The sequence below is a fragment of the Pseudoflavonifractor sp. An44 genome (assembly GCF_002161675.1).
Classification (GTDB): Bacteria; Bacillota; Clostridia; order Oscillospirales; family Oscillospiraceae; genus Enterenecus; species Enterenecus faecium.
Window position 1 is genome coordinate 25,247 of the sequence record NZ_NFIH01000015.1, and the last position, 26,024, is coordinate 51,270.

At 58.4% G+C, this 26,024-nt stretch carries 30 protein-coding genes; 15 read left to right on the top strand and 15 right to left on the bottom strand.

What is annotated here, in order from left to right; genetic code table 11:
- Positions 1-157: 157 nt before the first annotated feature.
- On the top strand, positions 158-727 hold the full coding sequence (locus B5F98_RS08245) for an AraC family transcriptional regulator (RefSeq protein WP_087371333.1): 570 nt from the start codon (positions 158-160) through the stop codon (positions 725-727).
- 175 nt (positions 728-902) lie between these two features.
- Positions 903-1,175, top strand: a complete 273-nt coding sequence (locus B5F98_RS08250) for a DUF6110 family protein (protein ID WP_087231707.1) — start codon at positions 903-905, stop codon at positions 1,173-1,175.
- 122 nt (positions 1,176-1,297) lie between these two features.
- On the opposite strand, the gene B5F98_RS08255 is transcribed toward B5F98_RS08250, so the two are convergent.
- Complete coding sequence (locus tag B5F98_RS08255; RefSeq protein WP_087371337.1) at positions 1,298-2,197, bottom strand: FAD-dependent oxidoreductase; 900 nt, start codon at positions 2,195-2,197, stop codon at positions 1,298-1,300.
- Positions 2,198-2,216: 19 nt separating this feature from the next.
- Positions 2,217-3,317, bottom strand: a complete 1,101-nt coding sequence (locus tag B5F98_RS08260; RefSeq protein WP_143482134.1) for a YeiH family protein — start codon at positions 3,315-3,317, stop codon at positions 2,217-2,219.
- A 78-nt stretch (positions 3,318-3,395) separates the two neighbouring features.
- On the opposite strand from B5F98_RS08260, the gene B5F98_RS08265 reads away from it, so the two are divergent.
- The 4 genes from B5F98_RS08265 to B5F98_RS08280 are packed head-to-tail and all read left to right on the top strand — an operon-like array spanning position 3,396 to position 5,855.
- Positions 3,396-4,310, top strand: a complete 915-nt coding sequence (locus B5F98_RS08265) for a LysR family transcriptional regulator (RefSeq protein WP_087371344.1) — start codon at positions 3,396-3,398, stop codon at positions 4,308-4,310.
- 43 nt (positions 4,311-4,353) lie between these two features.
- Positions 4,354-5,151, top strand: coding sequence for a ZIP family metal transporter (locus B5F98_RS08270; protein WP_087371346.1), 798 nt, complete (start codon positions 4,354-4,356; stop codon positions 5,149-5,151).
- Positions 5,152-5,168: 17 nt separating this feature from the next.
- The gene (gene cdd, locus B5F98_RS08275; RefSeq protein ID WP_087371349.1) at positions 5,169-5,570 is read left to right on the top strand and encodes a cytidine deaminase; all 402 of its coding nucleotides are present in this window, start codon (positions 5,169-5,171) and stop codon (positions 5,568-5,570) included.
- A gap of 60 nt (positions 5,571-5,630) precedes the next feature.
- Positions 5,631-5,855 carry a DUF378 domain-containing protein gene (locus tag B5F98_RS08280; protein WP_087231725.1) on the top strand — a complete coding sequence of 75 codons (225 nt, stop codon included), beginning with the start codon at positions 5,631-5,633 and terminating at the stop codon, positions 5,853-5,855.
- Between the two features lie 50 nt (positions 5,856-5,905).
- On the opposite strand, the gene B5F98_RS08285 is transcribed toward B5F98_RS08280, so the two are convergent.
- Positions 5,906-6,364, bottom strand: coding sequence for a YfcE family phosphodiesterase (locus B5F98_RS08285; RefSeq protein ID WP_087371353.1), 459 nt, complete (start codon positions 6,362-6,364; stop codon positions 5,906-5,908).
- An 81-nt stretch (positions 6,365-6,445) separates the two neighbouring features.
- Between B5F98_RS08285 and B5F98_RS08290 the strand changes: the two genes are divergently transcribed.
- Genes B5F98_RS08290 through B5F98_RS08300 form a run of 3 tightly spaced genes read left to right on the top strand, consistent with a single transcriptional unit; the run spans position 6,446 to position 7,446 of the window.
- Positions 6,446-6,712: a hypothetical protein gene (locus B5F98_RS08290; protein ID WP_087371356.1), complete on the top strand. Its 267-nt coding sequence runs from the start codon at positions 6,446-6,448 to the stop codon at positions 6,710-6,712.
- A gap of 22 nt (positions 6,713-6,734) precedes the next feature.
- A complete protein-coding gene (locus B5F98_RS08295) occupies positions 6,735-7,133 on the top strand; it encodes a hypothetical protein (protein WP_087231734.1) in 399 nt (132 codons plus the stop codon).
- Positions 7,126-7,446: a hypothetical protein gene (locus B5F98_RS08300; RefSeq protein ID WP_087371359.1), complete on the top strand. Its 321-nt coding sequence runs from the start codon at positions 7,126-7,128 to the stop codon at positions 7,444-7,446. The genes B5F98_RS08295 and B5F98_RS08300 overlap by 8 nt, the downstream gene beginning before the upstream one ends.
- A 4-nt stretch (positions 7,447-7,450) precedes the next feature.
- Here the strand turns inward: B5F98_RS08300 and trpS are convergent, their stop codons facing one another.
- Entirely contained in the window at positions 7,451-8,464 is a 1,014-nt protein-coding gene (trpS, locus tag B5F98_RS08305; protein ID WP_087371362.1) for a tryptophan--tRNA ligase, read from the bottom strand.
- A gap of 263 nt (positions 8,465-8,727) precedes the next feature.
- Here trpS and B5F98_RS08310 point away from each other — a divergent pair, with 263 nt between their 5' ends.
- The 6 genes from B5F98_RS08310 to B5F98_RS08335 are packed head-to-tail and all read left to right on the top strand — an operon-like array spanning position 8,728 to position 14,570.
- On the top strand, positions 8,728-10,242 hold the full coding sequence (locus tag B5F98_RS08310) for an amino acid adenylation domain-containing protein (protein WP_087371365.1): 1,515 nt from the start codon (positions 8,728-8,730) through the stop codon (positions 10,240-10,242).
- The gene (locus tag B5F98_RS08315) at positions 10,235-11,413 is read left to right on the top strand and encodes an alanine racemase (RefSeq protein WP_242961632.1); all 1,179 of its coding nucleotides are present in this window, start codon (positions 10,235-10,237) and stop codon (positions 11,411-11,413) included. The genes B5F98_RS08310 and B5F98_RS08315 overlap by 8 nt, the downstream gene beginning before the upstream one ends.
- A gap of 10 nt (positions 11,414-11,423) precedes the next feature.
- Positions 11,424-11,654 (top strand): phosphopantetheine-binding protein, encoded by a 231-nt coding sequence (locus B5F98_RS08320; RefSeq protein WP_087231748.1) that lies wholly within the window; start codon positions 11,424-11,426, stop codon positions 11,652-11,654.
- A 1-nt stretch (position 11,655) separates the two neighbouring features.
- Positions 11,656-13,248 carry an MBOAT family O-acyltransferase gene (locus B5F98_RS08325; protein ID WP_087371368.1) on the top strand — a complete coding sequence of 531 codons (1,593 nt, stop codon included), beginning with the start codon at positions 11,656-11,658 and terminating at the stop codon, positions 13,246-13,248.
- Between the two features lie 14 nt (positions 13,249-13,262).
- The gene (locus B5F98_RS08330) at positions 13,263-14,222 is read left to right on the top strand and encodes an SGNH/GDSL hydrolase family protein (protein ID WP_087371371.1); all 960 of its coding nucleotides are present in this window, start codon (positions 13,263-13,265) and stop codon (positions 14,220-14,222) included.
- A gap of 42 nt (positions 14,223-14,264) precedes the next feature.
- The gene (locus B5F98_RS08335; RefSeq protein WP_087371374.1) at positions 14,265-14,570 is read left to right on the top strand and encodes a hypothetical protein; all 306 of its coding nucleotides are present in this window, start codon (positions 14,265-14,267) and stop codon (positions 14,568-14,570) included.
- Between the two features lies 1 nt (position 14,571).
- Here B5F98_RS08335 and B5F98_RS08340 read toward each other — a convergent pair whose 3' ends face one another.
- From B5F98_RS08340 to B5F98_RS08390, 11 genes are all read right to left on the bottom strand, one after another.
- Positions 14,572-15,300 (bottom strand): Bax inhibitor-1/YccA family protein, encoded by a 729-nt coding sequence (locus B5F98_RS08340; protein WP_087371377.1) that lies wholly within the window; start codon positions 15,298-15,300, stop codon positions 14,572-14,574.
- Between the two features lies 1 nt (position 15,301).
- Positions 15,302-15,628, bottom strand: a complete 327-nt coding sequence (hisE, locus tag B5F98_RS08345) for a phosphoribosyl-ATP diphosphatase (RefSeq protein ID WP_087371380.1) — start codon at positions 15,626-15,628, stop codon at positions 15,302-15,304.
- Between the two features lie 39 nt (positions 15,629-15,667).
- Positions 15,668-15,988: a phosphoribosyl-AMP cyclohydrolase gene (gene hisI / locus B5F98_RS08350; protein WP_087231761.1), complete on the bottom strand. Its 321-nt coding sequence runs from the start codon at positions 15,986-15,988 to the stop codon at positions 15,668-15,670.
- Positions 15,981-16,757 carry an imidazole glycerol phosphate synthase subunit HisF gene (gene hisF / locus B5F98_RS08355; protein WP_087371383.1) on the bottom strand — a complete coding sequence of 259 codons (777 nt, stop codon included), beginning with the start codon at positions 16,755-16,757 and terminating at the stop codon, positions 15,981-15,983. The genes hisI and hisF overlap by 8 nt, the downstream gene beginning before the upstream one ends.
- Entirely contained in the window at positions 16,751-17,473 is a 723-nt protein-coding gene (hisA, locus tag B5F98_RS08360) for a 1-(5-phosphoribosyl)-5-[(5-phosphoribosylamino)methylideneamino]imidazole-4-carboxamide isomerase (protein WP_087371386.1), read from the bottom strand. Before hisA ends, hisF begins: the two co-directional genes overlap by 7 nt.
- Complete coding sequence (gene hisH / locus B5F98_RS08365) at positions 17,470-18,078, bottom strand: imidazole glycerol phosphate synthase subunit HisH (protein WP_087371389.1); 609 nt, start codon at positions 18,076-18,078, stop codon at positions 17,470-17,472. Before hisH ends, hisA begins: the two co-directional genes overlap by 4 nt.
- 17 nt (positions 18,079-18,095) lie before the next feature.
- A complete protein-coding gene (gene hisB / locus B5F98_RS08370; protein WP_087371391.1) occupies positions 18,096-18,671 on the bottom strand; it encodes an imidazoleglycerol-phosphate dehydratase HisB in 576 nt (191 codons plus the stop codon).
- A gap of 3 nt (positions 18,672-18,674) precedes the next feature.
- Positions 18,675-19,970 carry a histidinol dehydrogenase gene (gene hisD, locus B5F98_RS08375; RefSeq protein WP_087371394.1) on the bottom strand — a complete coding sequence of 432 codons (1,296 nt, stop codon included), beginning with the start codon at positions 19,968-19,970 and terminating at the stop codon, positions 18,675-18,677.
- 19 nt (positions 19,971-19,989) lie between these two features.
- Positions 19,990-20,628, bottom strand: coding sequence for an ATP phosphoribosyltransferase (gene hisG / locus B5F98_RS08380; protein ID WP_087371397.1), 639 nt, complete (start codon positions 20,626-20,628; stop codon positions 19,990-19,992).
- Positions 20,625-21,791 (bottom strand): ATP phosphoribosyltransferase regulatory subunit, encoded by a 1,167-nt coding sequence (gene hisZ / locus B5F98_RS08385; protein WP_087371400.1) that lies wholly within the window; start codon positions 21,789-21,791, stop codon positions 20,625-20,627. The genes hisG and hisZ overlap by 4 nt, the downstream gene beginning before the upstream one ends.
- 113 nt (positions 21,792-21,904) lie before the next feature.
- Positions 21,905-26,023: a PolC-type DNA polymerase III gene (locus B5F98_RS08390; RefSeq protein ID WP_087371403.1), complete on the bottom strand. Its 4,119-nt coding sequence runs from the start codon at positions 26,021-26,023 to the stop codon at positions 21,905-21,907.
- Between the last annotated feature and the right edge of the window lies 1 nt (position 26,024).

Genomic DNA, 26,024 nt, shown 5'->3' on the forward strand with positions numbered 1-26,024 from the left:
TTAGGCAGAGCCCTATACCGTGGAAACGTCAGATATTCTTCTTCTCTCAGACCCCTCATGGCTTCTCTCCTGCCAGTGTAGCCCAGACCTGTGTGGTGTACTGGTGGCGGTAGATGCAAAGCTGGCAAAGGACAGTTTTTCCTCTATCTGTACCACAATGGGAATGGAACTCGACACTAAAATCGTCAGAGAAAAGATGATTTCAAGCAGGGGTCATATGGTCATATCCGGAACCTCCTGGTCCCAAGCACTATTTCAGGATCTTCTGAACCTGTCGAAAGAAGCTCAGGATCGGTATTGCGTATTTAAGGCTGTGGAATTGTTATATTTGCTCTGCTCCAAAGTACCAGTTTCTCATACACCAGGTACCAATGTCCATCGCTATGTCCCCCAGAGCATTTTGGAGGCCACATCGTATATGCAGGCCCATTTGGGGGAGAAACTCACCATCCCCCACATCTGCAAACAATGCTCTGTTTCCCCCACATTTTTGAAGGAATGGTTTCACCGTGCGTATGGGGTTTCCGTCCATAGCTGGTTGGTAGAACAGCGCATGAAACAGGCCAATAAACTGATTTGCACACCCAAACTCCCTATCCACCAAATCGCACAAGCTGTAGGCTACACCGGAATCAGTCAATTCAATGCAACATTCAAACGATTCTACGGTATGACCCCAAGCCGACTGAGAAAAATGTCAGAAACCGCAATCTCGCGTCCGATTTGACAACGACAAGTGTCCTACTTTGCTGCTATAATGATGAGATATTCCAAAGAAGCCTGGAACAAAAGGAGTGACGCCAATGAAGCAGCATCGATTTTGGGCCTGGGGGGCCGTCATCTGTATGATCATGGTCATGGTGACAGGCTACAAGAGAAAGTAAGGGAAAGGATGGGTTACCATGAGTATTTATAGCAAATTGGCCTGCTTTGCAGGCGGAGCCTTGTTTGGATCCTTCGGGATCAAACTGCTGTCCAGCAAGGACGCAAAAAAAGCCTACGTTCATGCCACTGCCGTAGGACTGCGCATGAAGGATTCTGTAATGGAGACCGTAACCACGGTACAGGAGAATGCTGCTGACATTCTTGCCTCTGCCAAAGACTTGAATGAAGCTCGCGCTGCCAAGGAGGCAGAGGAAACTGCTGCCTCCAAGCTGGACGAGGTGGACGCCTAAGAAAACAGCAGAGGGAGCCGCATGGGCGGCTCCCTCTGCCTGTCGAAAAAGGTCACCTTTTGGTGGCCTTTTTCGACAGGCTGCGAGGAGCAAGCGTATGCTTGCTCCTCGTTGACTTTTGCTCAACCTATGCAGGCATGAACTGCGGCAGTAGCTCCATCTGCCACCGCCGTGGCCACCTGACGCACCTGCTTGACGCGAATATCTCCCGCGGCGTAGACACCGGGAATGCTGGTCTCCATCCAGTCGTTGACAGGGATGTAGCCGTCTTGCAGCTCCAGCTCCGTATACAGCTGGGTATTGGGTACCGTCCCGGCATAGACAAAGATGCCGCACCCGGGATCGTCCACGGTGGTGATGGAGCCGTCCACCTCACTGCGAAGGTCCAGCTGCTCCACTTGGTTCTCCCCGCGGACGGCGTGCAGGCGTGTGTTGAGCATCAACTGGATGTTGCGGGTCTTCTTCACCTTGTCTCGGAACTCCGCAATGCAGCCCAGTTGGGGCTCGAAGTGGATGATGGTCACCTTCTCTGCCAGGCTGGCCAGGTACAGGGCTTCTTTCACAGCGCCGTCAGCACCACCGACCACGTACACATGCTTTCCTGCGTAGTTGGCCCCGTGCTTGGCAGCGTTCATGCCCATTCCCTTTCCTGCCAACTCCATTTCTCCGGGAATCCCCAGCTTGCGCCCAGTGGTACCATTGGCCAGGATGAGCTTCTTGCAGGTATGCTGTCCCTGGTCTGTGACCACCGTCTTCACGTCTCCTTGCATCTGGACCTGCTCCACCGTCTCCTGGCGGATTTCCACTCCAGCGCTCTCCGCCTGTTCCCGCATCCGGGCGGCAAAGGAGTCTCCCGTCTCTCCAGGGACAATGCCTGCATAGTGAGTGACCGTAGAGACCTTCCCGATGAGGCCGCCTACCTCGCCTTTCTCCAGAACCAAAACCTTCTTGCCACGGCTGACACCGTAAATACCAGCACTAATCCCAGCGGGGCCAGCGCCCACCACAATGATATCATACATATCGCATACTCCTCTCTATTTACATCAGGCCCAAGGCAAATTGCAGGACCAAACTCACAACGGTAATGGCCACCCAGCAGCAGGCCCCCATGGCAATGGGCTTACCGCCACTTTTGACCAATTGGATGATGTTGGTGTTCAAACCGATGGCAGCCATGGCCAACACGATCATGAACTTACTCAGCTCCTTCAGGGGATCAAACACCGCAGCGGGAATCCCATTGCTCACGGACACGGTGGTAATCACCGATGCGGCGATGAAAAACAGAATGAAGAAGGGAAAGATTTTAGACATCTGAATTTTGGCCTCGCCGTTGCCCCGCTCCTTCCGGGTGCGCATCAGTGCCAGCACCAAAGTGATGGGAATGATGGCCAGGGTTCGGGTCAGCTTCACAGTCACCGCCTTGTCCAGAGTCTGGGTACCCAGATTCCACATGCTGTCCCAGGTGGCAGCGGTGGCCGTGACCGAAGAGGTATCATTCACCGCCGTCCCGGCAAAGATACCGAAGGCCTCGCCGGACGTGGTATCAAAGCCCACCAGCTGGCCCAGCGCAGGGAAAAGCAAGGCGGCCAAGACATTGAAGAAGAAAATCACGGAGATGGCCTGGGCCACTTCGTTTTCGTCGGCGTCAATGACAGGAGCGGTGGCAGCGATGGCGGAGCCGCCGCAAATGGAAGACCCCACACCCACCAAGGTGGCCACTTTGCCGGGGATGTTCATCCATCGGCTGAGGAGAACCGCCACCACCAGGGACACCGTAATGGTACACACGATGATGGGCAGCGATTGGCGTCCGGTCTGAATGACCACGTTCAGGTCCATTCCAAATCCCAGAAGCACCACCGCCCACTGCAGCACTTTCTTAGAGACGAACTTGATGCCGCTGTCCACTGGCTCCCGCCACTTCCAAACTAAGGTGATTACCATGCCGGCCAAAATGGCGATGACCGCCCCACCAATAATCGGGAATGCTTTCCCTGCAAACCAAGATGGAACCGCTATGGCCAGGCACAGCAAAATTCCATATCCATTCTTTTTCACGAACTGCAACGTTATTCCACCTTTCTCTGATTTTGGTCTCTCTTGTTGTTCAAGTGCATTATAATACGGCTCTTCCAAAAAATAAAATTATTTATATTGATATATAGATAAATTTCCGTTATGATATAGGGGATGATTGACGAGGAGGGTCTCCCCATGCTGGACTTTCGCATTGAAACCTTTTTAAGTGTATGTCGGCATATGAGCTTCACCGCCGCCTCGGAGGAACTGCACATCACCCAGCCCGCCGTCTCCCAACACATTCGTTTTCTGGAGAAGACCTATGGCTGTCCGCTCTTTCTCCGGGATGGGAAACGAATTGCCCTTACTCCGGCCGGTAAGGTGCTGCTGCGCACCATGGGTTCCCTGCGCAACGACGAGAAAGCCCTGGTCCGGCGGATGCAAGAGGCGGGGTCCCAGGGGAAAACTCTGGTGTTCGGCGCCACCCGTACCATCGGAGAGTACGCCATCCTCCCCGCTCTGTCCCAGTATCTCAAACAGCACCCAGACGTGAATGTCCAGGTGCGGTATGGCAACACCCAAATGCTGGTGGACCTGCTCCACGCCGGGGAGATCGACTTCGCCCTGGTGGAGGGCTATGTCTCCCTGGACGACTTCGACATTTTGGTAGACCGGGTGGAGCCATATCTTCCGGTATGTGCCAAAGGCCACGTCTTTCAAAAGCCGGTGTCCTCCCTGCGGGATTTGCTGGGGGAGCGACTGCTCATCCGAGAGAAGGGGTCGGGCACCCGTGAAATTCTGGAGAAATACCTCTCGGCCTTCAACCTGAGTGTGTCAGACTTCTCCCACTATGCCCAGGTGGAGAACATGCACAGCATTGTGGGGCTGCTGCTCCAGGACTGCGGCATCGCCTTTGTCTACCAGGCCGCTGTGCAAGACCTATTAAAAGAGGGGAAAGTGAAGGTGATTCCCATCTCCGACTTTCAGATGCACCACGAGTTCACCTTCATCTGGAGCAAAAACAGCTGTTTTGCCCAGGAATACCGGGAGATCTGCCAGCAACTTCACAGCAACTGTCAACGCCCCCTTGACGAAGTCCCCGTCCAGTGATACCATTGGAGTTAGCGCAACCAAACTGCAAAGGAGTTTCACCATGCATTCCCAACTCATCTATCTCATTCTTCTCTCTGCGGTCACCGGTGTGGGCGGCCTGGCCCTGGGTGGCCTGCTGGCTCTGCTGCTCAAGCGGGAGTCCCCCAAGGGCACCAGCCTGCTCTTGAGTTTCACTGCCGGGCTGATGCTGTGTATTGTCTGCTTCGACATGATTCCCGAGGCCATGGAGCAGGTGGACCAGCTCTACCTCCCCCCTGTATGCCTGGTGCTGGGCTTTCTCATTACCTTCGCCCTCAACGCCTGGATTGACAAGAGCATGCACCACGAAGATCACCACCACCCCCACCACTGTGCCTGTGGCCACCATGACCTGAAGACCGCCGGGTTTGTGCTGGCTGCCGCCGTGGCCCTGCACAACATGCCGGTGGGTATGGCGGTGGGCACCACCGTGGCGGTACAGGGTATCTGCTATGCCAGCCTGCTCACCGCTGTCACCATCGCCTTTCACAATATCCCCGAGGGCATGAGCATTGCGGTCCCCCTCCTCCACGATGGCACCAAGCCCTGGTCTGCCATCGGTGTGGCCGCTCTCAGCGGCGCTCCCACGGTGCTGGGCGCTCTGCTGGGCTACTTCATCGGCAACCAGACCCCCCTGGCCCTGTCCGTAGCCATGAGCATTGCAGGCGGCGCCATGCTGTATGTAGTGTTCTTTGAACTACTCCCCGAGGCCTATCAGCAGTGGCGGTCCAAGTGGGCCATTCTGGCCACCATCATTGGCTTTGCCCTGGGTCTGCTCCTCATCTCCAGCCATCTGCACATCCACGTACATCCCCACTAATGAAAGGTGGTACAACTATGACAGACCGTGAACTGGTCGCTCTGGCCCACGTCATGCTGGACCGGGCCTATGCCCCCTACTCTCACTTCCCGGTTGGGGCGGCGCTGCTGTGCTCGGACGGGACGGTATTTACTGGCTGCAACGTGGAAAACGCGGCCTATGGACAGTGCCTATGTGCCGAACGCACGGCGCTAGTTAAGGCGGTGAGCGAGGGACACACCCACGACTGGGAGACCCTGGCTGTGATCTCCCGGGGAGAAGATTACTGCTGGCCCTGCGGCGCCTGTCGTCAAATGTTGTATGAATTCAAACCAAATTTACGTATTTTAGTGGCCCGAGGAGACCAAAGCTATCAGGAAGTAACCTTGGAGCAACTGATGCCCCACGGCTTTGGCCCTCAACAGCTCAACGATGTTTGATGAATAAACCTCCTTTCCCCTGCCCATACTACCAGTGGCAGAGAAAAGGAGGTTTTTCACGTGTTTTTAGACAAATTAGCCTTGTCCCTGGCCATTATCGGTGGTCTGAACTGGGGCGCCATCGGTTTGTTCAACTTTGACTTGGTGGCCCTGATCTGTGGTGGATCCGGCAACTGGCTGGCCCGCACCATCTATGCGCTGGTGGGTCTGGCCGCTGTGTGGTGCATCACCCTGCTGTTCCGTCCCATGGAACACCATGACAACCGACAGACCTATCACGGATAAGTCCGTAAAAATCCCCGACTTCTCCAAGTCGGGGATTTTTTATGGGTATCTTATTTTAACAACAAATTCACGGAACCACCCAGGGCTTCGATGACGCCGTACCCTTCGCGAGCGTGGCAGCCGCCCACAGAGCCGGGATTCATCAGGTAAATCCCATCCCGGTATACCACCTTGGCCAGGTGGGTGTGTCCAAAGCAGGCCACCTGCACCTGACGGTTTTTTGCCTCCTGGAGCAACTCATCCAGCCCGCTTTTTACGTATTGCAGGTGTCCGTGAGTGAGGAGGAACCGCACTCCTTCCAGCTCCACCACCCGCAGGTCTGGACCCTTGCCCCAGTCGCAGTTGCCCCGGACAATGTCCATGGGAATATCCGGGTACAGCTGGGACAGCTCGATGCCGTCCCGGTAGTGGTCGCCCAGAAAGAAGACATGGTGGGGCCGTTCGTGCTCCATGGCCTCCACCATCTTACCCATGGCGCCGTGGGAGTCGGAGAATACAAGTATTTTCATGGTAGTCACCTTTTCTTTGTTTACTCATATAATAGAGCAGGCGAGCCAGAAGGGCTCTCCTGCCGTAGAGGAGGAATTGCCATGGCAAACTTGAATGGTCTGCTCCACAATCCGCAGGCCGCACAGCTGCTGTCCGACCAAAAAAAGCTGGAAGAGCTGCGTAACGCCCCGGAGACGCAACAGCTATTCTCCATGCTGCAAAAGAGCACCAGCGGCGACCTGGAACAGGCGGCCAACCATGCCGCTCAGGGGGATTCCGCTTCCCTGGTCTCTGCCATTCGCAAGCTGATGCGGGACCCGGAAGGGGCCAAACTCATGGAGAAGATGAAACAACATCTCAACCAATAGCCATAAACAGGAGGGGAAGCCAATGGCGGAGTGGGAAGAAAAACTGGAGGGGATTTTGTCCAATCCCCAGGCCATGGAACAGATCATGTCTCTGGCCAAATCTCTGGAAGGGGGCGAGAATTCCGCCTCTCCATCCGCTTCCGCTCCGGCCCCTTCCCCGCCCTCTGCCCCCTCTGACTTGTCCGGGTTCTTGGGGAGTGTGGGGCAGCTGGACCCTAAAATCTTGTCCACAGCCGCCAAACTCTTCTCTCAAATGGGTAGACAGGACGATCGGCGCACCGCTCTGCTCCAGGCCCTGCGGCCCTTTGTGAAACCGGAGCGGTACGCCAAGCTGGACAAAGCCATCCAAATCGCCAAACTCTCGGTGCTCATCCGCAGCGGACTGGAGCTATTCCGGGCAAAGGAGGATGACCATGTATAGCCACTACTTACACGATGACGATTGGATGGTGTTGGACGATCAGCCTGCCCAGGAGCCGCCCCGCCGGGAGCGGCCCCACAGCCAGCCAACGCCCCCGGCCAACAACGCCATCTTTCGGGAGGTGTCCGGGGGCCTGACACAGCTATTAGACGGGCTTGGAAAGCATTTCTCCCTGGAAAACATCGACACGGGCGACATTCTCCTGGTGCTCATTCTGCTGTTTCTCTTTTTAGAGGGGGATAACCTGGAACTGGTCATCACCTTAGGACTCATGCTGCTGTTGGGTCTGGGGGGCGACGAAGAAAAAACATAACCCTTTAGGGGGCCACAAAGCCCACCTTTTTATACACCTTCCGCAGGGTCTTCTGGGCCACGCGGGAGGCTTTTTCTGCGCCGTCACGGTAGACGCTCTCCAGATACGCCTTGTCCTTCATGATGCGGGAGGCCTCCTCTCGGATGGGACGCAGGCACTCCACCACGGCCTCACCCACGGCGGGTTTAAAGACGCCGTAGCCCTGGCCGTCAAACTCCTGCTCGATCTCCTGGAAGGTCTTGCCCGTCACGGAGGAGTAAATGGTCATCAGGTTGGCCACACCGGGCTTGTGCTCGGGATCATAGCGCACACAGTTCTCCCGGTCGCTGTCGGTGATGGCACGCTTAAACTGCTTCATAATGACGGTGGGGTCATCCATCAGGCACACCCGTCCGGTGTCCTCATTCTCCGACTTGGACATTTTGGAGTCGGGGTTGGTCAGGGACATGATGCGGGCGCCCACCTTGGGAATATAGGGCTCGGGCATCTTGAACACGTCTCCATAAATGCCATTGAAGCGCTGGACGATGTTGCGGGTCAGCTCCACGTGCTGCTTCTGGTCCTCTCCCACGGGCACGTAGTCGGGCTGATAGAGGAGAATGTCCGCAGCCATGAGAGAGGGATAGGTGAAGAGGCCACCGTTGATATTGTCCGCATTCTTGGCAGACTTATCCTTAAACTGGGTCATGCGGGACAGCTCGCCAAACATGGCATAGCAGTTGAGCACCCAGCCCAGCTCGGCATGCTGGTGGACGTGGGACTGGATGAACAGGGTGTTCTTCTCCGGGTCCAGACCACAGGCGATATACTGGGCCAGCTGCTCCAGAGTGCGCCGACGCAGATCAGCGGGGTTCTGACGCACGGTGATGGAGTGCAGGTCTGCCATGAAGTAGTAACAATCATATTCTTCAGCTCTGGCTGCCCAATTCTTAATGGCGCCCAAATAGGAGCCCAGGGTCAAATCCCCGCTGGGCTTAATACCGGAGAGCATGACTTTCTTTTCCGTTTGCTGTTGCATATGCTTCACAACCTTTGCTATTTTTCCCAATCAGCCGCCCGTATTGGGCATAAATGGGCCAAATTTCAGCCCTTCGCTGTTTTCCACACATTATACCACATCCCTGTAAGGCCTGCAACCAGCGGGTGTAATTACTACAATTTGTTTCCACATCCTTAAGAATTCTTAAGAAAAGACACATGGCAGTGTTAAAATTTATCCCCCATACTATGACACATGTAGGGGACTGTTCCCCCTGACACCTCATAGGAGACAGATACGCTATGACGAATATTTTGGAATACCTGGAACGCAGCGCACAGCTGTTCCCTGAAAAACCGGCTCTGGTGGACGAGCGGCAGTCGATTACCTTCGCCCAAGCGCTGGAGGACAGCCGACGGGTGGGTTCCTCCCTGGCCCTCTCCCTGGCCAAAGGACAGCCTGTGGCTGTCTATATGGAAAAGAGCGTGAAAAACCTCTGCGCCTTCTGGGGCATTGTGTATGCCGGCGGTTTTTACGTATCCTTTAATACCCAGCTTCCCACTTCCCGGCTCCAGCAGATGCAGGCGGTGTTGCAGGCGCCCTTTGTCATCACCGACGAGGAGCACCGGGCAGCTCTGGAAGAGGTATTTCCGCCTCACCGCATCCTGCTCTATCAGGACCTGGTGAAAAGCGCTGTGGACCGTGCCCTGCTGGCCCAAATCCGGCAGCGCCACGTGGACACCGCCCCCCTCTACGCCAACTTCACCTCCGGCTCTACCGGGGTGCCCAAGGCTGTGGTGGTGGGCCATCGCTCCACCCTGGATTTCATTGACCACTTCTGCCCCATCTTCTCCATTACGCAGAAGGACGTCATTGCAAACCAGGCTCCCTTTGACTTTGACGTATCGGTGAAGGACATCTACTCCGCCCTGGCCACCGGCGCCACCCTGGTGTTGGTACCCCGCCCCTTGTTCTCCCAGCCCCAGCAGTTGCTGGATTTCCTGTGTGAACACCGGGCCACCACCTTGATCTGGGCGGTATCGGCTCTGTGCTTGATCACCACCGTCCACGGTCTGGACTATCGCACACCAGAGACGGTGAACAAGGTGCTGTTCAGCGGCGAGGTGATGCCCGCCAAGCACCTAAAGATCTGGATGGAGCACTTGCCCCGCGCCCAATTTGTCAATCTGTACGGCCCCACTGAGATCACCTGCAACTGTACTTACCACATCATCGACCGGGAACGGTCCTATCCCGACGGCATTCCCATGGGACAAGCGTTTCCCAACGAGGATGTGTTCCTGCTGGACGGAGACGACCAGCTGGTCACTTCTCCCAACGTAGTGGGCGAGGTGTGTGTGCGAGGCTCGGCCCTGGCCTTGGGCTACTACCGAAACCCGGACCAGACGGCCGCTGCCTTTCCCAACAATCCCCTCAACCCATGCTATCCCGAGCGCATCTATCGCACCGGAGACTTGGCCCGATACTCCACCCTGGGAGAGCTGCACTTCTGTGGTCGCAAGGACTTCCAGATCAAGCACATGGGCCACCGTATTGAGTTGGAGGAAATTGAGCGGGCTGTGTCCAATCTCCCCGGTGTGCATCGGTGCTGCTGCGTGTTCCACAGCGAAAAACATCGGCTGTATGCCTTCTATCAAGGAGAGCTCACCTCCAAGGAACTGCGCTTGCAGCTGCTCCCCACCCTTCCCCCGTATATGATTCCCAATGTGTTCCGTCAGGTGGACCAGTTCCCCCTGAACAAGAACGGCAAAATTGACCGCACATTACTGATGAAAGGAGCTGGTAGCCGTGGATGATATCGCTGTGCAATCCCTGCTCACGCAATATGCCACCCCCCTGTACCTGTTTGACGGGGAAACGCTGCAACAGCGGGTTTCCTACCTGCGTTCCAAACTGCCTTCCGGAGTAGGTCTGTGCTACGCCATCAAGGCAAATCCCTTCCTGGCCGGGTACCTCTCTCCTCTGGTGGAGCGGCTGGAGCTGTGCTCCCCCGGTGAGTACCGCATCTGTGCCCAACAGGGCCTGCCCCTGTCCCAGTTTGTGGTATCTGGGGTGTACAAGACCCCAGAGTTCATCCAGGAAATCCTGCCCAACTCTCCGGCCATCTTTACGGTGGAGTCCATGGAGCAGTTTGATCTCATCCACTGCACCGCCCAGGACAGCGGCTCCCCGGTGTCCCTGCTGCTGCGGCTGACCAGTGGAAATCAATTTGGTCTGGAAAAGGACGAGATCATCGAGATTCTCACCCAGCACCAGAATGATCCGCTGCTCCACTTTAAGGGTATCCAGTACTTCTCCGGCACCCAGAAGACCTCGGTGAAGCGTCTGACCCGGGAACTGTCCACGGTGGACGAGTTTTTGCAGACTCTGGAGCAGCTGCTGGGTCACCCCATGGAAGAGTTGGAGTTTGGCCCCGGCTTCCCGGTGAGCTATTACGCCGAGGATGACTTCCCGGAAGACGAGTACCTGGAGCAATTTGCCCAGCTGCTGCAAAATATGACCTTCTCCGGCACCATCACCCTGGAGCTGGGCCGGAGCCTGGCCGCCCACTGTGGCACCTACTTCACCCGGGTGGTGGATGCCAAGTGCAACCACAAGCAGAACTATGCCATTGTAGACGGCGGCATGCACCAACTGGTGTACTACGGCCAGTCCATGGCCATGAAGCTGCCCCCCATCCGCCACTACACCCACCATTCCCCGGGAAATGTGGAGCCGTGGAACATCTGTGGCTCTCTATGCACCATCAATGACATTCTGGTCAAGCAGCTGCCCCTCCCCTCTCTCCACGCGGGAGATGTGCTGGCCTTTGAGCGCACGGGGGCCTACTGCATGACCGAGGGTATTTCCCTATTCCTCAGCCGGGACCTGCCCGCTGTCCTGTACCGCCACCCAGACGGACAGGTGGACGAGCTGCGCTCCCACTTTGAAACCTACCATCTCAATACATCAAATCTACAGAAATGAGGTAATCATCATGGAACAACTGCTGGAAATCTTGGAGGAAATTCGCCCCGACCTGGACTTTGCTAACTGCCAGGACCTCATTGATGGGCACCACCTGAACTCTCTGGACATTATCTCTATCGTGGCCGAGCTGGAGGACGCCTTTGATATCACCGTTCCCACCGTGGAAGTCATTCCCCACAACTTCAACTCCGCCCAAAACCTCTGGGCTATGATTCAACGTCTCCAAGAGGAGGGATAACATGGCCTCCTACTTCTCCCCCCAGTACCTGGCCGTCCTGCTCCCTGCTACGGTGGGGCTCTATGCCATCACACCGCAACGGGCGCGCCGCGTGATCCTGCTGCTGGCCAGCTATGCGTTCTTCTGGGCGGTGAGCGGGTCGCTGATTGTCTACTTACTCTTTTCCACTCTGTCCATTCACCACCTGGGGCTGTGGCTGGAACTGACCGCACGCAACGGGAAGGAAAGGCTGGCACTGGCGGAGTCGGACCAACGGAAAGCCATCCGTGCTGGCATTCAGCGGCAACAGCGGGGCATCATCCTGCTGGCGGTGGTCATTCACATCGGCCTGCTCCTCACCCTCAAGTACAGCCACTTCTTCCTCAGCAACGGAAACGCCCTGCTGCGCTTCCTCCACATGCCCGCCATTCTTCCGGTGCCCTCCTTCTTGCTCCCCATCGGCATCTCCTTCTACACCCTCCAGGCGGTGTCCTACCTGATTGACGTGTACCGGGGCAAGATTCAGGCCGACCACAACCTCTTCCGCCTGGCTCTGTTCCTGGGCTTCTTCCCTCAGATGATGGAGGGCCCCATTTGTCGCTATGAGCAGACCGCCCAGCGGCTGTGGGAGGCGCCCCCCATGTGCTGGAACAACTTCTTGCTGGGTGGTCAGCGCATCCTGTGGGGCATCATCAAGAAGATGGTGGTGGCGGACCGACTGAACATCTTCATTCTCAACGTCTTTTCCGACTACGACCAGTACAACGGCTCCATCATCGCCGTGGCCGCCATCTGCTACACCATTCAGCTGTACATGGACTTCTCCGGCACCATCGACGTGGCTCTGGGCAGCGCCCAGCTCTTCGGGGTCGCCCTGCCGGAAAACTTCCAGCGTCCCTTCTTCTCCCGCACCATCTCGGAGTTCTGGCAGCGGTGGCACATCACCCTGGGCACCTGGTTCAAGGACTACATCTTCTACCCGGTGAGCATGTCCAAGCCCATGAAGAAGCTCACCTCCAAGGCCAGAAAGCGCTTCGGCCCCCGTTATGGCCCCATCCTCACCAGCAGCGTGGCGCTGTTGTGTGTCTGGCTGTGTAACGGCCTATGGCACGGTTCGGCCTGGAACTACATCTTCTTCGGCCTGTACCATTTCGCCCTGATCTTTGCTGGAAATCTGGTGCAACCTCTGGTCCTCACCGTCACCGAGCGGCTCCACATTGACCGCAACCACATCGCTTACCGGCTCATGCAGACCCTTAGAACCTGTGTGCTGGTGTGCATCGGTGAGCTGTTCTTCCGGGCGGAGGGCCTGAAGAACGGCCTGAAAATGGCCTGGCGCATAGTGACCGACTGGTCCTTCTCTCCCATCCTCAAGGGCAACCTCTTTGCCTACGGCATTGACGGCCCCGACACCGTTCTGGTGGCGCTCTTCCTGGTATTTCTGCTGGTTGTGGGCATCATGCAGGAGCGGGGCGTCAAGTTGGGTGAGACCCTGGTGTCCAAGTCCTGGCCGGTGCGCATTGCCGTGTATTATGCGGCCATCTGCTTCCTGGTCATCTTCGGTGCCTACGGTATCGGCTACATCCCTGTTGACCCCATCTATGCAGGCTTTTAATCGGAGGTAATCTCATGGTAAAAATCGCAAAAACCCTCTTGGGCCTTGCCGCCTTTGCCCTGGGGCTTCTGGTAATCCTCTACGGCCTGTCCTTTCTCTTCATTCCCAAGAACAACACCAAGGACGCCGGTATGGAAGAGGTCATCGCCAACGGCATTCAGGGAGAACCCGAAAATTCCATTGACGTGGTAGTGGTGGGAGACAGCGAGTCTTACTTCTCCATCTCCCCCCTGCTCATTTGGAAAGACACCGGATACACCAGCTACGTATGCGGCAGCGGCCGCCAGTATCTCTCCTACAGCAAGACCCTGTTGGAGCGTGCTTTTGAGACCCAGTCCCCCAAGCTGGTGATTCTGGAAACCCTGTGTATCTACCGTCAAATTCCGGCTAAAACCGTGGTGATGGATGAGGTATCCCGGTACCTGCCCATCCTCCGCTACCACGACCGCTGGAAGACCATGACCCGGGAGGATTTCAGCCCCACCGACGGCAACAGCTACACCACGCCCTATAAGGGATACCGCCTGAGCAGTGCAGCCAGCAGTGCAGATGCCACCAACTACATGGCCTACACGGATAAAACTGCATCCATTCCCGTGCTCAATCGGCTGTTGGTGGAGCAGATTCAGGAGCTGTGTGAGGAGCACGGCGCCAAGCTGCTGTTGCTGAGTACCCCAAGCACCGTCAACTGGAACTACCAGCGCCACAACGGCATTCAGCAGTTGGCGGACGAGCTGGGCCTGGAATACATCGACCTGAATACCAAGACCCAGGAGGTCCCCATCGACTGGTCCAAGGACACCTTTGACCGGGGCGATCACTTGAATCACACCGGAACGGTCAAAGTCTCTCAATTCCTGGCCAAATACCTGGAAGGGACCCAGATGTTCTCTGATCGCCGGGGAGACAGCAAATATGCCAGCTGGAACACCCTCCTTCAAGATTACGAGGCGGAAGTGGCCAAAGCTTCCTAAATACACAAATGTCCTCCTGCATTGGCAGGAGGACATTTGCGCGTGTCGAAAAAGTTCGACACGCTTCTCGAAAATGCCAGCATTTTCTCGAGAAGTTGCAGCCCGCTGCATGCAGCCTTGGGTCAAAGGGCGACCCAAGACCACACTGGCGGGCTGAGAAGTGTTTTTTCCGATGCGCATGTCCCCGAAAAAACAGATTTTGATTTATTTTCCCGCCCCCGGGCGGGAAAACTCTGCCGAGGGCTTTTTATGGTGCAAGACGATGTATTTTTCTTGCATGAATATGAGGTTATTGACAGCCTGTCCTTTTTTGCAAAAATCCCCTGTCGTTTTAGACAGGGGATTTGAATTACCGTCGGCTTCTGGAACCCAGAAAGCGAAGGAGATACAAAAACAGGTTGATGAAATCCAAATACAGTTGGAGGGCGGAGTAAATCGAGGCCCGCTCCAGCAGCGCCACATCATGGCTGAAATACTCGTAGTTCTTCTTGATCTTCTGGGTGTCATAGGCGGTGGCACACAGGAAAATCACAAGCCCCACCATACACACCAGTCGATCCAGCGCACCGATATCAAAGAGCATCAGCACCAAACCGCTGATGACCAGGAAGATGAGCCCGCCAAAAATCAGAGGGCGCAGTCGGGACAGGTCCGTGTGGGTGAATCGGCCATACAGGGCAAAGCCACCGAAAAACAGGGCGGTCAACCCAAAGACCAAAATCAGCGCCGCCACATCAAAGGCCACAAAATAGACGGAGAACACCACACCATTGAGAATGGAGTAGATGAAAAACAGGCCTCTGCTTACAAGCACCGACTGCTTATGCAGGCGGGCGGAGAAAACCAAAACCACGGCGATTTCCGCCACCAGCAGGATCATCAAAATGGAGGGCGTGGTCATCAGCAGCCGAATCACCAGGCCGCTGGCGGCCATGTACCAGGCCAGCGCAAAGGTGACCATAAGCCCCAAGAACATCCATCCAAAGGTGCGGGACATATAGAGATTGAGGGTCACCCCTCCTCCCTTAGCGTAGCTGCTGTCAAACTCGCCAGGGTTAAAAGAACCATATTGTTGCATATCAGGTCTCCCGATCCACTTGTTTCATGGTTTTCAAATTTCCAATTTTCAAACTGCGGCGGTCCAGCTCGGCCATCACATCCTCCAGAGGGATGTTCTGCTGGGCCATCATCACCATCAGGTGATAGATGAGGTCGGAAATCTCGCCCACAGTGTCCTCTTTGGCTCCGTTTTTGGCTGCGATGATGGTCTCCGCACACTCCTCCCCCACCTTTTTGAGAATTTTATCCAGCCCCTTGTCAAACAGGTAGCAGGTATAGGAGCCCTCCTGGGGATTGGCCTTGCGGTCCAGAACCACCGAGTACAGGCTCTGCATGGTATCGTTCATGGGAATCCTCTCCTTATCGTATTCCATGGTACAGGTTGATTATACTTCGATTTCCCGGAAAAAACAACTAGTGGCCCCGGTGTGACAGGTGGGGCCTTTAGGGGTACACAGATACAGCAGGGTATCGGTATCGCAGTCGGTAAAAATCTCGTTGACATAGAGGAAGTGCCCGCTGCTCTCCCCCTTATTCCACAGCTTCTGGCGGCTGCGGCTCCAGAACCAGGCGGTTTTGGTCTCCAAAGTCTTCTCCACCGCCTCCCGGTTGGTAAAGCCCAGCATCAGCACCTGGCGGCTGTCCGAATCCTGGATGATCACCGGAATGAGGTCTGACTTTTGAAAGAGCAAATCCAGATCAAACATGGCCCTCTCCCCTCTCTCGCACCGGGATATTCTGCTCCCGGAGGTATTCTTTCACCTGGGGGACCGTAAGCTCCCCAAAGTGGAACAGACTGGCGGCCAGAGCGGCGTCACAGCCAGTCTCCTCAAAGACCTGGGCGAAGTGGCTCAGCTCCCCACAGCCCCCCGAGGCAATCACCGGGATGGTCACAGCGCTGGTCACTGCCCGGGTCAGCTCCAGGTCGAACCCCGCCTTGGTGCCGTCGGCGTCCATGGAGGTGAGGAGGATTTCTCCCGCCCCCAACTCCTGGCCCCGCTTGGCCCACTCCACGGCGTCCAGCCCGGTGGGAATGCGGCCACCGGCCACCACCACCTCAAACCAGCCCTCTTCCCGGCGCTTGGCATCAATGGCCAGCACCACGCACTGAGAGCCGAAAAGCTGAGCGGCGTCGGCTATGAGCTGAGGATTCTTCACCGCCGAGGAGTTGACGGAAATCTTGTCCGCCCCTGCACGCAGCAGGCGGCGGAAATCCTCCACGGTGCGGATGCCGCCCCCCACAGTGAGGGGGACAAACACCTGGCTGGCGGTGCGCTCCACCACATCCTCCACGGTGTCCCGGGCGTCGCTGGTGGCGGTGATGTCCAGAAAGACAATCTCATCCGCCCCCTGGTCGGAGTAGTACCGGGCCAGCTCCACCGGGTCCCCGGCGTCCCGGATGTTGACGAAGTTGACCCCCTTCACCACCCGTCCGTCCCGGACGTCCAGACAGGGGATGATGCGTTTGGCTAGCATTGGGCTCCACCGTCCTTCACCGCCTGGGCCAGGTCGATGGCCCCAGCGTAGTAGGCTTTTCCAATGATGGCCCCGTATACCCCCATACGCTCCAGGTCCACGATGTCCTGGTTGCAGGACACCCCACCAGAGGCAATGAGCTTGCAGGACACCGCTTTCTGTAGCTGTTGCAGGCGGCCAAAAGAGGGGCCGGACAGCATACCATCCGTCTCAATGTCCGTGAAAATGATGATTTTAACCCCCAGGCGCTCCATCTGTCGGGCAAAGTCCAGATAGTCCAGCCCGGAGTCCACCTCCCAGCCGGCGGTCTTCACCTTGCCGTCCCGGGCGTCAATGCCCACGGCGATGCGATCGGCCCCATAGGTGGCGATGGCCTTGGCCACCAGCTCCGGGTTGGAGACGGCGGCGGACCCGATCACCGCCCGGGTCACCCCCAGGGCAAACACGGCTTTCAGGTCTTCCATAGAGCGGATGCCGCCCCCCAGCTCCACCTGGAGCCCCAGGGCTGCCACCGCCTGCACCAGCTGGGCATTGCGGCGCACACCGTCCCGGGCCCCGTCCAGGTCCACCATGTGAATCCAGGTTGCTCCGGCCTCCTGAAAGGCCCGAGCCACCGTCACCGGGTCGGTGGCCACTTGGTGCACCGTGTCAAAGCTGCCTTTGTAGAGCCGTACCACGGCCCCGTCCTTCAAATCAATGGCTGGTAATATGATCATGGGTTCATCGCTCCAAAATTCTTTAGGATTTCCAGGCCCACATCCCCGCTCTTCTCCGGGTGGAACTGGGTGCCGAAAAAGTTGCCATTTTGCACGGCGGCCACCACCTCCATGCCGTAGTCCGTGGTGGCAATCACCTGACTGGGATTGGCTGCCCGCCCGGAAAAAGAGTGGACAAAGTACACCCAGGCCCCTTCATTCAGCCCTCGGAACAAAGGCGAGGGGTTGGGAAAGGATAAGCTGTTCCAGCCGATGTGGGGCAGCTTGTAGTCGGTTTCCATGCGCTGGACCGTGCCGGGGATGACCCCCAGGCCGGAACAGGTCTCCCCTTCCTCTCCCTGGGCAAAGAGCAGCTGCATCCCCAGGCAGATGCCCAGCACCGGCTTGTCCTGTCCCATGCGAAGGATAGCCTGGTCCAGCCCGGTCTGGCGCAGCTTGCGGGCAGCATCCGGGAAGGCCCCCACGCCGGGGAGCAGGATGGAATTGGCCCGCTCCAGCTCCTGGGGGTCTCCGGTGATGCGGTTGTCAAGGCCCACGTAGGTCAGGGCGTTGGAGACGCTTTTCAGGTTCCCCACCCCATAGTCTACAATGGCGGTATAGCTCATAACGCTTCCTCGTTTCTTTAGAGTACCCCTTTGGTGGAGGTCACACCGCTGCCCACCACCTGGGCGGCCTCCTTCAGGGCCATTCCCAGGGATTTGTACAAGGCCTCGGTGATGTGATGGGCGTTGTCCCCGTACTCGCAGGTCTGGTGGAGGGTAATGCCGCCGTGGACGGCGAAGGCCTGCATAAATTCCTTAGTCAGACAGCTGTCATAACCCCCGATCATGGGCTGGGGCATGTTCGCCTGGAACACCAGATAGGGGCGGTTGGAGCAGTCCAGCACCGTGCGGCACAGAGCCTCGTCCATGGGCACATAGGCGGTGCCGAACCGGCGGATGCCCATCTTATCCCCCAGGGCCTGGCGAAAGGCCTGGCCCAGCACGATGCCCGTGTCCTCCACGGTGTGGTGGCCGTCCACGTACAGGTCCCCCTCCACCCGGAGGGTGAGCCCCCACCCGGCGTAAAAGGCCAGAGCGGTGAGCATATGGTCAAAAAATCCGATGCCCGTGGACACGGACACCGCGCCTCCCTCCAGGCAGAGGGAGAGGGAAATGTCCGTCTCCTTGGTCTTTCGGCTGATTTCTGCGCATCTCATGGGTCAGCCCTCCTTTGCAAAGCGCACCTGGATGGAGTTGGCGTGGGCGGTGAGGTGCTCGGACTGGGCCAGAGTGATAATCTCATCCTTCACCCGCTCCAGGTCCTCCCGGCCATACTCCAGTACGCTGGTCTTTTTCACAAAGGAGTCCACCGACAAGGGGGAGAAGAACCGGGCGGTGCCGCTGGTGGGTAGCACGTGGTCCGGCCCTGCCATGTAATCCCCCAGAGGCTCCGGGGTATTGCCGCCCAGGAAGATGGCCCCGGCATTATGTATCAGCTCCAGCACTCGGCGGGGGTCCTCTGTGACGATCTCCATGTGCTCCGGGGCCACCTGATCGGCCAGTCTGGCGCAGGTCTCCAAGTCGGGGCAGATGATGGCGCAGCCGAAGTCCCGCAGGGACTGCTCCATGATCTCCCGGCGGCTTAAATAGCCCAACTGGCGGGTGATCTCTTTCTGCACCGCCTGAGCCAGCTCCATGCTGTCGGTGAGGAGCACTGCCGAGGCCAGAGGGTCGTGCTCGGCCTGGCTGAGCAGGTCGGCAGCCATGTGGCAGGGGTTGGCGGTTTCATCGGCGATGACCAGCACCTCGGAGGGACCCGCCACCATGTCAATGTCCAGGTTGCCGTAGGCCATGCGTTTGGCCTCCGCCACAAACGCGTTGCCCGGGCCCACCAGCTTGTCCACCCGGGGGATGAAGCCCGCCCCATAGGTGAGGGCGGCCACCGCCTGAGCGCCGCCCACAGCGATGCATCGGTCCACACCTGCCACCCAGGCGGCGGCCAGCACCACGTCGCTGAGGTTTTCCGTGGGCGGGGTGACCATGATAACCTCTTCCACCCCCGCCACCTTGGCAGGAATCACATTCATGAGCACCGAGCTGGGGTAGGCGGCACGGCCACCGGGGACGTACACCCCCACCCGCTGCAAGGGGCGGACCAGCCGCCCCACCTTGCCCCCGCTGGGGCTGTCCCACAGACGAAGGCCCATCTGCACCTCGCTCAACAGCTCCTGCTGATAGGCCCGGATGTGCTGGGCGCTGCGCTGGAGGGCGGCTAGCAGGTCCGGGGCAATCCGCCCCGCCGCCTGCTCCAGCTCCTCCATGGACACCTCTCGGGGCGGGTTTTGGTCAAATTTCACGGAGTACTCCTCCACCGCCTCGTAGCCCCGGGCCCGCACATCTTCCATGATGGCCGCCACACTGCGCTGAATCTCCGCCCCGGTCTGGGCGGCACGGGAGCGCATGGACGCCAATTTTTCCTGTTCACGGCCTTCTCCGGCCACCACCAATTCCAACATATCCGTCTCCCCTTTTCTCTCAAGTGCCGGACAGGTTGGCCTGGCACTGCTGGATGAAGTCTAAAATCTCCTGTTTGTGTAGCTTCATGCTGGCGGTATTCACAATGAGCCGGGCAGACACCTGGGCCACATCCTCGATGGGGGTGAGGCCATTCTCTTTCAGGGTGGCCCCCGTCTCCACGATATCCACGATGCCGTCAGCCAGCCCCAAGATGGGAGCCAGCTCCACGCTGCCCTCAATCTTGATCATGTCCACGTCCATTCCCTTGCGCTCAAAGAACGCCCGGGTGACAGCGGGGTACTTGGAGGCCACTCGGCGGGTCTTATAGGTGGCGTAGAAGTCGGTGCCCTCTTTCACGGCCAGGGCAAACCGACACCGCCCAAAGCCCAGGTCCAGAACCTCGTAGAAGGCGCCCCCCTTTTCCAGAATGGTGTCCTTGCCCACAATACCCAAATCACACACCCCGTGCTCCACATAGGTGATGACATCGGGGGCCTTGGCCAGCACCGCATCCAAGGGGTAGTTGGGTACCGAGTGGATGAGCCGCCGCCCTGGGTGCCGGATGGGGGTGCAGTCCAGCCCCATCTTCTCAAATAGCTCCACCGATTTGTCTTGCAGACGCCCCTTGGTCAGGGCGATTCTCAGTCGCTGACTCATACCTCCAACCACCTCTCTCCGGAATTGTCCAGGCACAGCACTTGCAAGGCACCCTTCTCACTGGCCAAATTCATGGTGCTGGACAGGGTGCGGCAAGGGGACAGCTCACAGGTGCCGGCGGGCAGGCGGTCCATGACCTCCAGCGCTCGCCCCAGCAGGCCGCTCTCATAGTGGATGACGGTGCGCAGTTGGGGCACCTTCACCTCCAGGCAGCCACCCACAGCGTCCACGTCCACGGCAAAGCCCGTGGCCTCTGCCCGTCTGCCGAACAGCTCCACCAGGTTGTCGTATCTGCCACCGGACAGCACCGGGGCCCCTGCCCCGTTGGCATAGCCCCGGAACACCACCCCGGTGTAATAGTCGATCTGGTGGACCAGCCCCAGGTCGAAGCGCACATAGTCGCCATAACCCGCCTGGCACAACTCCCGGTACAGAAGCTCCAGATAGTCCAGGCTGGTACACGCCCCGGCCAGCGTCCGGGCCTCCTCCAGCACCTCTGCCCCGCCGAACAAGTACGGTAGGCGGCGGAGGGCGGCACAGTCAGGTTGGGCGGAGTAGGGCTCCAGGAAGTCGTTGAGGACGGCGTAGTTCTTACCCTCAATGAGCAGCCGCATCCGCTCCTGCTCCTCCTGGGGCATATTCATCCGGCTGGCCAGGTCCTGATAAAAGCCCACGTGGCCCACCTCGATGTGGAACCCGCTGAGGCCACAGGCCCGCAGGGCATCCACCGCCAGGGTGATCATCTCCAGGTCCGCTTTCATTCCCGTAGCACCCAGCATCTCCACGCCACACTGGGCAATCTCGCTGCTGCCACCCTCGTGGGCGTTCCCAGAGCGGAACACGGTCTGATCGTAATACAGCCGCTGAGGCAGCGGCAGGGTTTTCAGTTTGGTAGCCGCCAGCCGGGCGATGGGGGTGGTGGTGTCCGGGCGCATGACCATGATCTTGCCCGATCGGTCAATGATTTTCAGCATGGTCTCCTGGGGCAACGGGCTCCCCGAGTGGACAAACAGGTCATAAAACTCCACCTCGGGAGTGATGACCTCCGCATAGCCCCGGCGGCGGAACAAGTCCACCAGGGCACTCTGCACCTGACGCCGCTCCAGGCACTCAGCAAAGAGCCGGTCCCGGGTCCCCTCAGGGGTATTGAAGTGTATGTTCATGGTGTTTCCAGCCTTTCTTTAGCTCGCTAGTGTAGTAAATATACCACAGAATCGACCGATTGTCAACGGGGGGTATGACAAAGCCCCCTTGTGCAGGGGGCTTATATCATAGATTAAAAGAAAGAAAACTGGCTGCTGTCCGGCAGGTCGCCAAAGGCCCCCGCCTCTTTCAGCTGTTGCAGATGGGTGTTGGACACCTTGGTACAGGCCAGGGAGAACTCTTCAATGGAGATGAAGGTCTTCCCCTTCCGCTTCTCCATGATGTCCCAGCCCACGGTTTCACCCAGGCCAGCCACCGAGGTAAAGGGAGGGATAAGGGCGTTGCGCTCCTCGTCCACCAGGAAGTTGATGGCGTGGGAGCGGGAGATATCCATGCGGGCGAAGGTGAGGCCACGGAGGTAGAACTCGTAGCACACTTCCAAGGTCACCAGCATGTCCTCTTCCACCGCAGAGGGGCGGTCCGCCTTATCCTTGGCGTTTTTCTTGGCCTGAATCTCCTTCATCTTCTGCTTGACCACCTCAATGCCCCGACACATGTACTTCTCATCAAAGGCCTTGGCACGGATGGAAAAGTAGGCGGCGTAGAACGCCAGGGGCCGATGCACCTTATACCAGGCGATGCGGAAGGCCATCATCACGTAGGCCACAGCGTGGGCCTTGGGGAACAGGTAGGCGATCTTCTTACAGGAGTCAATGTACCACTGGGGCACCCCGTGCTCCTTCATCTCGTCCTCAGCCCCCTCGGGCAGACCTCTGCCCTTTCGCACCGACTCCATGATCTTAAAGGCCCGGGTGTCCTTAAAGCCCTTGGAGATGAGGAAGATCATAATATCGTCACGACAGCCGATGGCCTCGTTAACCTGGGCGGTGCCAGACGTAATGAGGTCCTTGGCGTTGCCCAACCACACGTCGGTGCCGTGGGAGAAGCCAGACAGACGCACCAGAATATCGAACTGGTTGGGGTGTGTGTCCTCCAGCATGCCGCGCACGAAGGAGGTACCGAACTCGGGGATGGCCACCGCTCCGGTGGGGCCCAGGATGGGGTCATCCATGAATCCTAGCTTCTCAGAAGTAGTGAACAGACTCATGGTGTCCGGGTCGTCCAGAGGAATTTTCTGGGGGTCCACCTTGGTGATATCCTGGAGCATACGAATCATGGACGGGTCATCGTGGCCCAGCATGTCCAGCTTCAAGAGGTTGGACTCCATGGAGTGATATTCGAAATGGGTGGTGATGATGTCCGAGTCCTTATCGTCTGCCGGATGCTGCACCGGGCAGAAGTCGTAAATCTCTTTGTCCTGGGGGATAACCACCATGCCGCCGGGGTGTTGTCCGGTGGTGCGCTTGACCCCCATACAGCCACGGGCCAGGCGCAGCACCTCGGCAAAGGGCACGTTGTAGCGGCCCACCCGCTCCAGGTACTTGCGCACATAGCCGATGGCGGTTTTCTCCGCCACCGTGCCGATGGTGCCGGCTCGGAACACGTGGTTGCTGCCGAAGAGCTCAAAGGTGTACTTGTGGGCGCTGGACTGATACTCACCGGAGAAGTTCAGGTCGATATCCGGCACCTTGTCGCCGCCGAAGCCCAGGAAGGTCTCGAAGGGGATGTTGAAGCCGTCCTTGGCGTAGTCCGCCCCGCACACCGGGCACTTCATGTCCGGCATATCGGCGCCGCAGCCGTAGCCGTGCTCCACGGCGTAGTCGAAGTCGGAGTGCTTGCAGTTGGGGCAGCGGTAGTGGGCGGGCAGCGAGTTTACCTCAGTGATGCCCGACATGAAGGCCACCAGGGAGGACCCCACCGAACCACGTGAGCCAACCAGGTAGCCGTGCTCCAGGGAGTTCTGCACCAACTTCTGGGCGGACATGTAGATGACGTCGTAGTGACAGCCGATGATATCTTTCAGCTCAGCGTTGATACGGTCCACCACAATCTGAGGCGGGTTCTCCCCATACAGGGCGTGGGCCTTGCCCCACACCAGGTCCTTCAGCTCGCCCTCGGAGTTTTCCAGCTTGGGGGTAAACAGGCCGTCGGGCAGAGGCCGCACGTTGTCGCACCAGGAGGCCACCAGAGCCGGGCTCTCTATAACCACCTCATGGGCGGTCTCCACCCCCAGATAGGCAAACTCTTTCAGCATCTCGTCGGTGGTGCGGAAATACAGGGGATTCTCGCTGTCGGCGTCGTCAAACTCCTTGGCAGCCAGAAGGATGTGGCGGTAAATTTCCTCCTCCGGGTCGGTAAAGTGGACGTCGCCCGTGGCGCACACTGGCTTGCCCAGCTTGTGGCCCAGCTCCACAATCTTCCGGTTAAAGTTGCGCAGGTCCTCCAGGGACTGGGCAATGCGTCGTCCCTCCTTGTCCGGCCGGAGCATGTAGGCGTTGTTGGACAGGGGCTGAATCTCCAGGTAGTCATACCAGGAGGCAATGCGCTCCAACTCCCGGTCGTCCTTGCCGTCCACCACCGCCCGGAACAGCTCTCCCGCCTCACAGGCAGAGCCCACAATGAGCCCTTCCCGGTTCTCATTGATGATGGACTTGGGCATGATGGGAAAGCGATTGAAGTGCTCCAGGTGGGACAGGGACACCAGCTTGTAGAGGTTGCGCAGGCCGGTCTGGTTCTTGGCCAGCAATATGAGGTGGTTGGCGCTGCGGCGGCCCCGTCCGCCCCGCTTCTTCCCAGCCAAGGCTCCGTTGATCTGGGATACCCGCTCCACCCCTAGTTCCCGGAGCATGGGAATCATAGCGGCGAAGATCTGGCCGCAGATGGCGGCGTCGTCGTCTGCCCGGTGGTGGTGGAAGGGAGGCAGTCCCAGGTGGGTGGACACGGTGTCCAGCTTGTGGTTGTTTAGCTGGGGGCACAGGTACTGGGCCAAAATGAGGGTATCAAAATAGAGGGGGTCAAAGTCCCGGCCCGCTCTCTGGCAGTAGGCCCGGACAAAGCCGGTATCAAACTCCGCATTGTGGGCCACCAGAGGGGTGTCCCCGGCCCAAGCCAGGAAATCCGCCACCGCCTGGGCGGGCTTGGGGGCGCCCCGCACCATCTCGTCGGTGATGCTGGTCAGGGACACCGTCTTGGGGCTCAAGGGGTGGCCGGGGTCTGCAAAGGTGGAGTAGTGCTCCAGCACCTCTTCCCCCCGCATACGCACAGCGCCAATTTCAATGATGGCATCCGTGTTGGGGTCCAGTCCGGTGGTCTCCAGGTCAAAGGCGATAAACTCTCCATCCAGAGGCATGTCCCCGGGGCCGTGCACCGACACCCGCTCGTCCACGTCATTTTGATAGTAGGCCTCCACGCCGTAGAGCACCTTAATTTTCTCCCCTCGGCCCGAGGCGTTGTAGGCATCGGGGAAGGACTGCACCACTCCGTGGTCGGTGATGGCAATGGCGGGATGTCCCCACTCGATGGCCCGCTTGACAATGGCCTTGCCGTCACACAGGGCGTCCATCATGGACATCTTGGTGTGGAGGTGGAGCTCAATGCGCTTCTCCTCTGCGGTGTCCTTGCGCCCCTCGGGCATGGGCACCTCGTTGATGCCGTAGGGCTCCAGCACCATGTCGTTTTCAAAGCGGCTCACATTCAGCCGCCCCTGGACCTGGACCCGCTGGCCCTTTTTGATGCCCTTGACGATGGGGTTGGCCACCTCTCCCTCCAGGAACTGATTGACCCGGATGGAGCCGGTGTTGTCGGTGATATCAAAGCAGATCACCCACGCCTTGCGCTTGGGCAGTTCCCGGTGCTCTACGTTGAACACGGTGCCCTCCACCAGCACGCTGCCCATATCCAATTGCAGCTCTCCCAGGGGCACCGGCTTTTTCTTGCCATTGATCTTGCCGTAGAGCTGCTTGACCTTGGGCTTGCCGTGTCCGCCGCCGGGTATGCTCTGATTGAGCACCTTGCGGCGCATGGCCTCCAGCTGGGCGTACAGGTCCCCACTAGTGGCGGGCTGAGGTGCCACTGGGGGCGTCTCCACCGCCACCGGGGCAGGCTGCGCCTCCGCCTGTGCGGCATGGAACTCCACCGCCGCCTGGTGCAGGTGGAACGCCCGGGCCAAGCTCTGCTGGACCTGATCCACCAGGTTGGGGGCCAATTGCTCCCCCTCCAGCTCCACCGTCATGGTGCGGGCCTGGCGATTCACCTTCACCCGGGTGGGGTAGGCTGCAAAAGAAGTCAATACCCCTTCGGGGAAGGGGTATTGACCAAAGGTCTCTTGAAATGTCACTTGCTTGTCTGACATG

What these genes read in the sequence shown, in the direction of transcription:
- trpS (WP_087371362.1), bottom strand. Translation starts at nt 8,464, where the DNA reads ATGCAACAGCAAACGGAAAAGAAAGTCATGCTCTCCGGTATTAAGCCC.
- hisB (WP_087371391.1), bottom strand. Translation starts at nt 18,671, where the DNA reads ATGAGATGCGCAGAAATCAGCCGAAAGACCAAGGAGACGGACATTTCC.
- B5F98_RS08250 (WP_087231707.1), top strand. Translation starts at nt 903, where the DNA reads ATGAGTATTTATAGCAAATTGGCCTGCTTTGCAGGCGGAGCCTTGTTT.
- B5F98_RS08340 (WP_087371377.1), bottom strand. Translation starts at nt 15,300, where the DNA reads ATGCAACAATATGGTTCTTTTAACCCTGGCGAGTTTGACAGCAGCTAC.
- hisZ (WP_087371400.1), bottom strand. Translation starts at nt 21,791, where the DNA reads ATGAACATACACTTCAATACCCCTGAGGGGACCCGGGACCGGCTCTTT.
- B5F98_RS08285 (WP_087371353.1), bottom strand. Translation starts at nt 6,364, where the DNA reads ATGAAAATACTTGTATTCTCCGACTCCCACGGCGCCATGGGTAAGATG.
- B5F98_RS08325 (WP_087371368.1), top strand. Translation starts at nt 11,656, where the DNA reads ATGGCCTCCTACTTCTCCCCCCAGTACCTGGCCGTCCTGCTCCCTGCT.
- B5F98_RS08295 (WP_087231734.1), top strand. Translation starts at nt 6,735, where the DNA reads ATGGCGGAGTGGGAAGAAAAACTGGAGGGGATTTTGTCCAATCCCCAG.
- B5F98_RS08330 (WP_087371371.1), top strand. Translation starts at nt 13,263, where the DNA reads ATGGTAAAAATCGCAAAAACCCTCTTGGGCCTTGCCGCCTTTGCCCTG.
- hisH (WP_087371389.1), bottom strand. Translation starts at nt 18,078, where the DNA reads ATGAGCTATACCGCCATTGTAGACTATGGGGTGGGGAACCTGAAAAGC.
- B5F98_RS08300 (WP_087371359.1), top strand. Translation starts at nt 7,126, where the DNA reads ATGTATAGCCACTACTTACACGATGACGATTGGATGGTGTTGGACGAT.
- hisF (WP_087371383.1), bottom strand. Translation starts at nt 16,757, where the DNA reads ATGCTAGCCAAACGCATCATCCCCTGTCTGGACGTCCGGGACGGACGG.
- hisE (WP_087371380.1), bottom strand. Translation starts at nt 15,628, where the DNA reads ATGAACGATACCATGCAGAGCCTGTACTCGGTGGTTCTGGACCGCAAG.
- B5F98_RS08390 (WP_087371403.1), bottom strand. Translation starts at nt 26,023, where the DNA reads ATGTCAGACAAGCAAGTGACATTTCAAGAGACCTTTGGTCAATACCCC.
- B5F98_RS08320 (WP_087231748.1), top strand. Translation starts at nt 11,424, where the DNA reads ATGGAACAACTGCTGGAAATCTTGGAGGAAATTCGCCCCGACCTGGAC.
- B5F98_RS08265 (WP_087371344.1), top strand. Translation starts at nt 3,396, where the DNA reads ATGCTGGACTTTCGCATTGAAACCTTTTTAAGTGTATGTCGGCATATG.
- hisG (WP_087371397.1), bottom strand. Translation starts at nt 20,628, where the DNA reads ATGAGTCAGCGACTGAGAATCGCCCTGACCAAGGGGCGTCTGCAAGAC.
- hisA (WP_087371386.1), bottom strand. Translation starts at nt 17,473, where the DNA reads ATGATCATATTACCAGCCATTGATTTGAAGGACGGGGCCGTGGTACGG.
- B5F98_RS08270 (WP_087371346.1), top strand. Translation starts at nt 4,354, where the DNA reads ATGCATTCCCAACTCATCTATCTCATTCTTCTCTCTGCGGTCACCGGT.
- B5F98_RS08290 (WP_087371356.1), top strand. Translation starts at nt 6,446, where the DNA reads ATGGCAAACTTGAATGGTCTGCTCCACAATCCGCAGGCCGCACAGCTG.
- B5F98_RS08255 (WP_087371337.1), bottom strand. Translation starts at nt 2,197, where the DNA reads ATGTATGATATCATTGTGGTGGGCGCTGGCCCCGCTGGGATTAGTGCT.
- hisI (WP_087231761.1), bottom strand. Translation starts at nt 15,988, where the DNA reads ATGTTTGATCTGGATTTGCTCTTTCAAAAGTCAGACCTCATTCCGGTG.
- B5F98_RS08245 (WP_087371333.1), top strand. Translation starts at nt 158, where the DNA reads ATGGGAATGGAACTCGACACTAAAATCGTCAGAGAAAAGATGATTTCA.
- B5F98_RS08310 (WP_087371365.1), top strand. Translation starts at nt 8,728, where the DNA reads ATGACGAATATTTTGGAATACCTGGAACGCAGCGCACAGCTGTTCCCT.
- hisD (WP_087371394.1), bottom strand. Translation starts at nt 19,970, where the DNA reads ATGTTGGAATTGGTGGTGGCCGGAGAAGGCCGTGAACAGGAAAAATTG.
- cdd (WP_087371349.1), top strand. Translation starts at nt 5,169, where the DNA reads ATGACAGACCGTGAACTGGTCGCTCTGGCCCACGTCATGCTGGACCGG.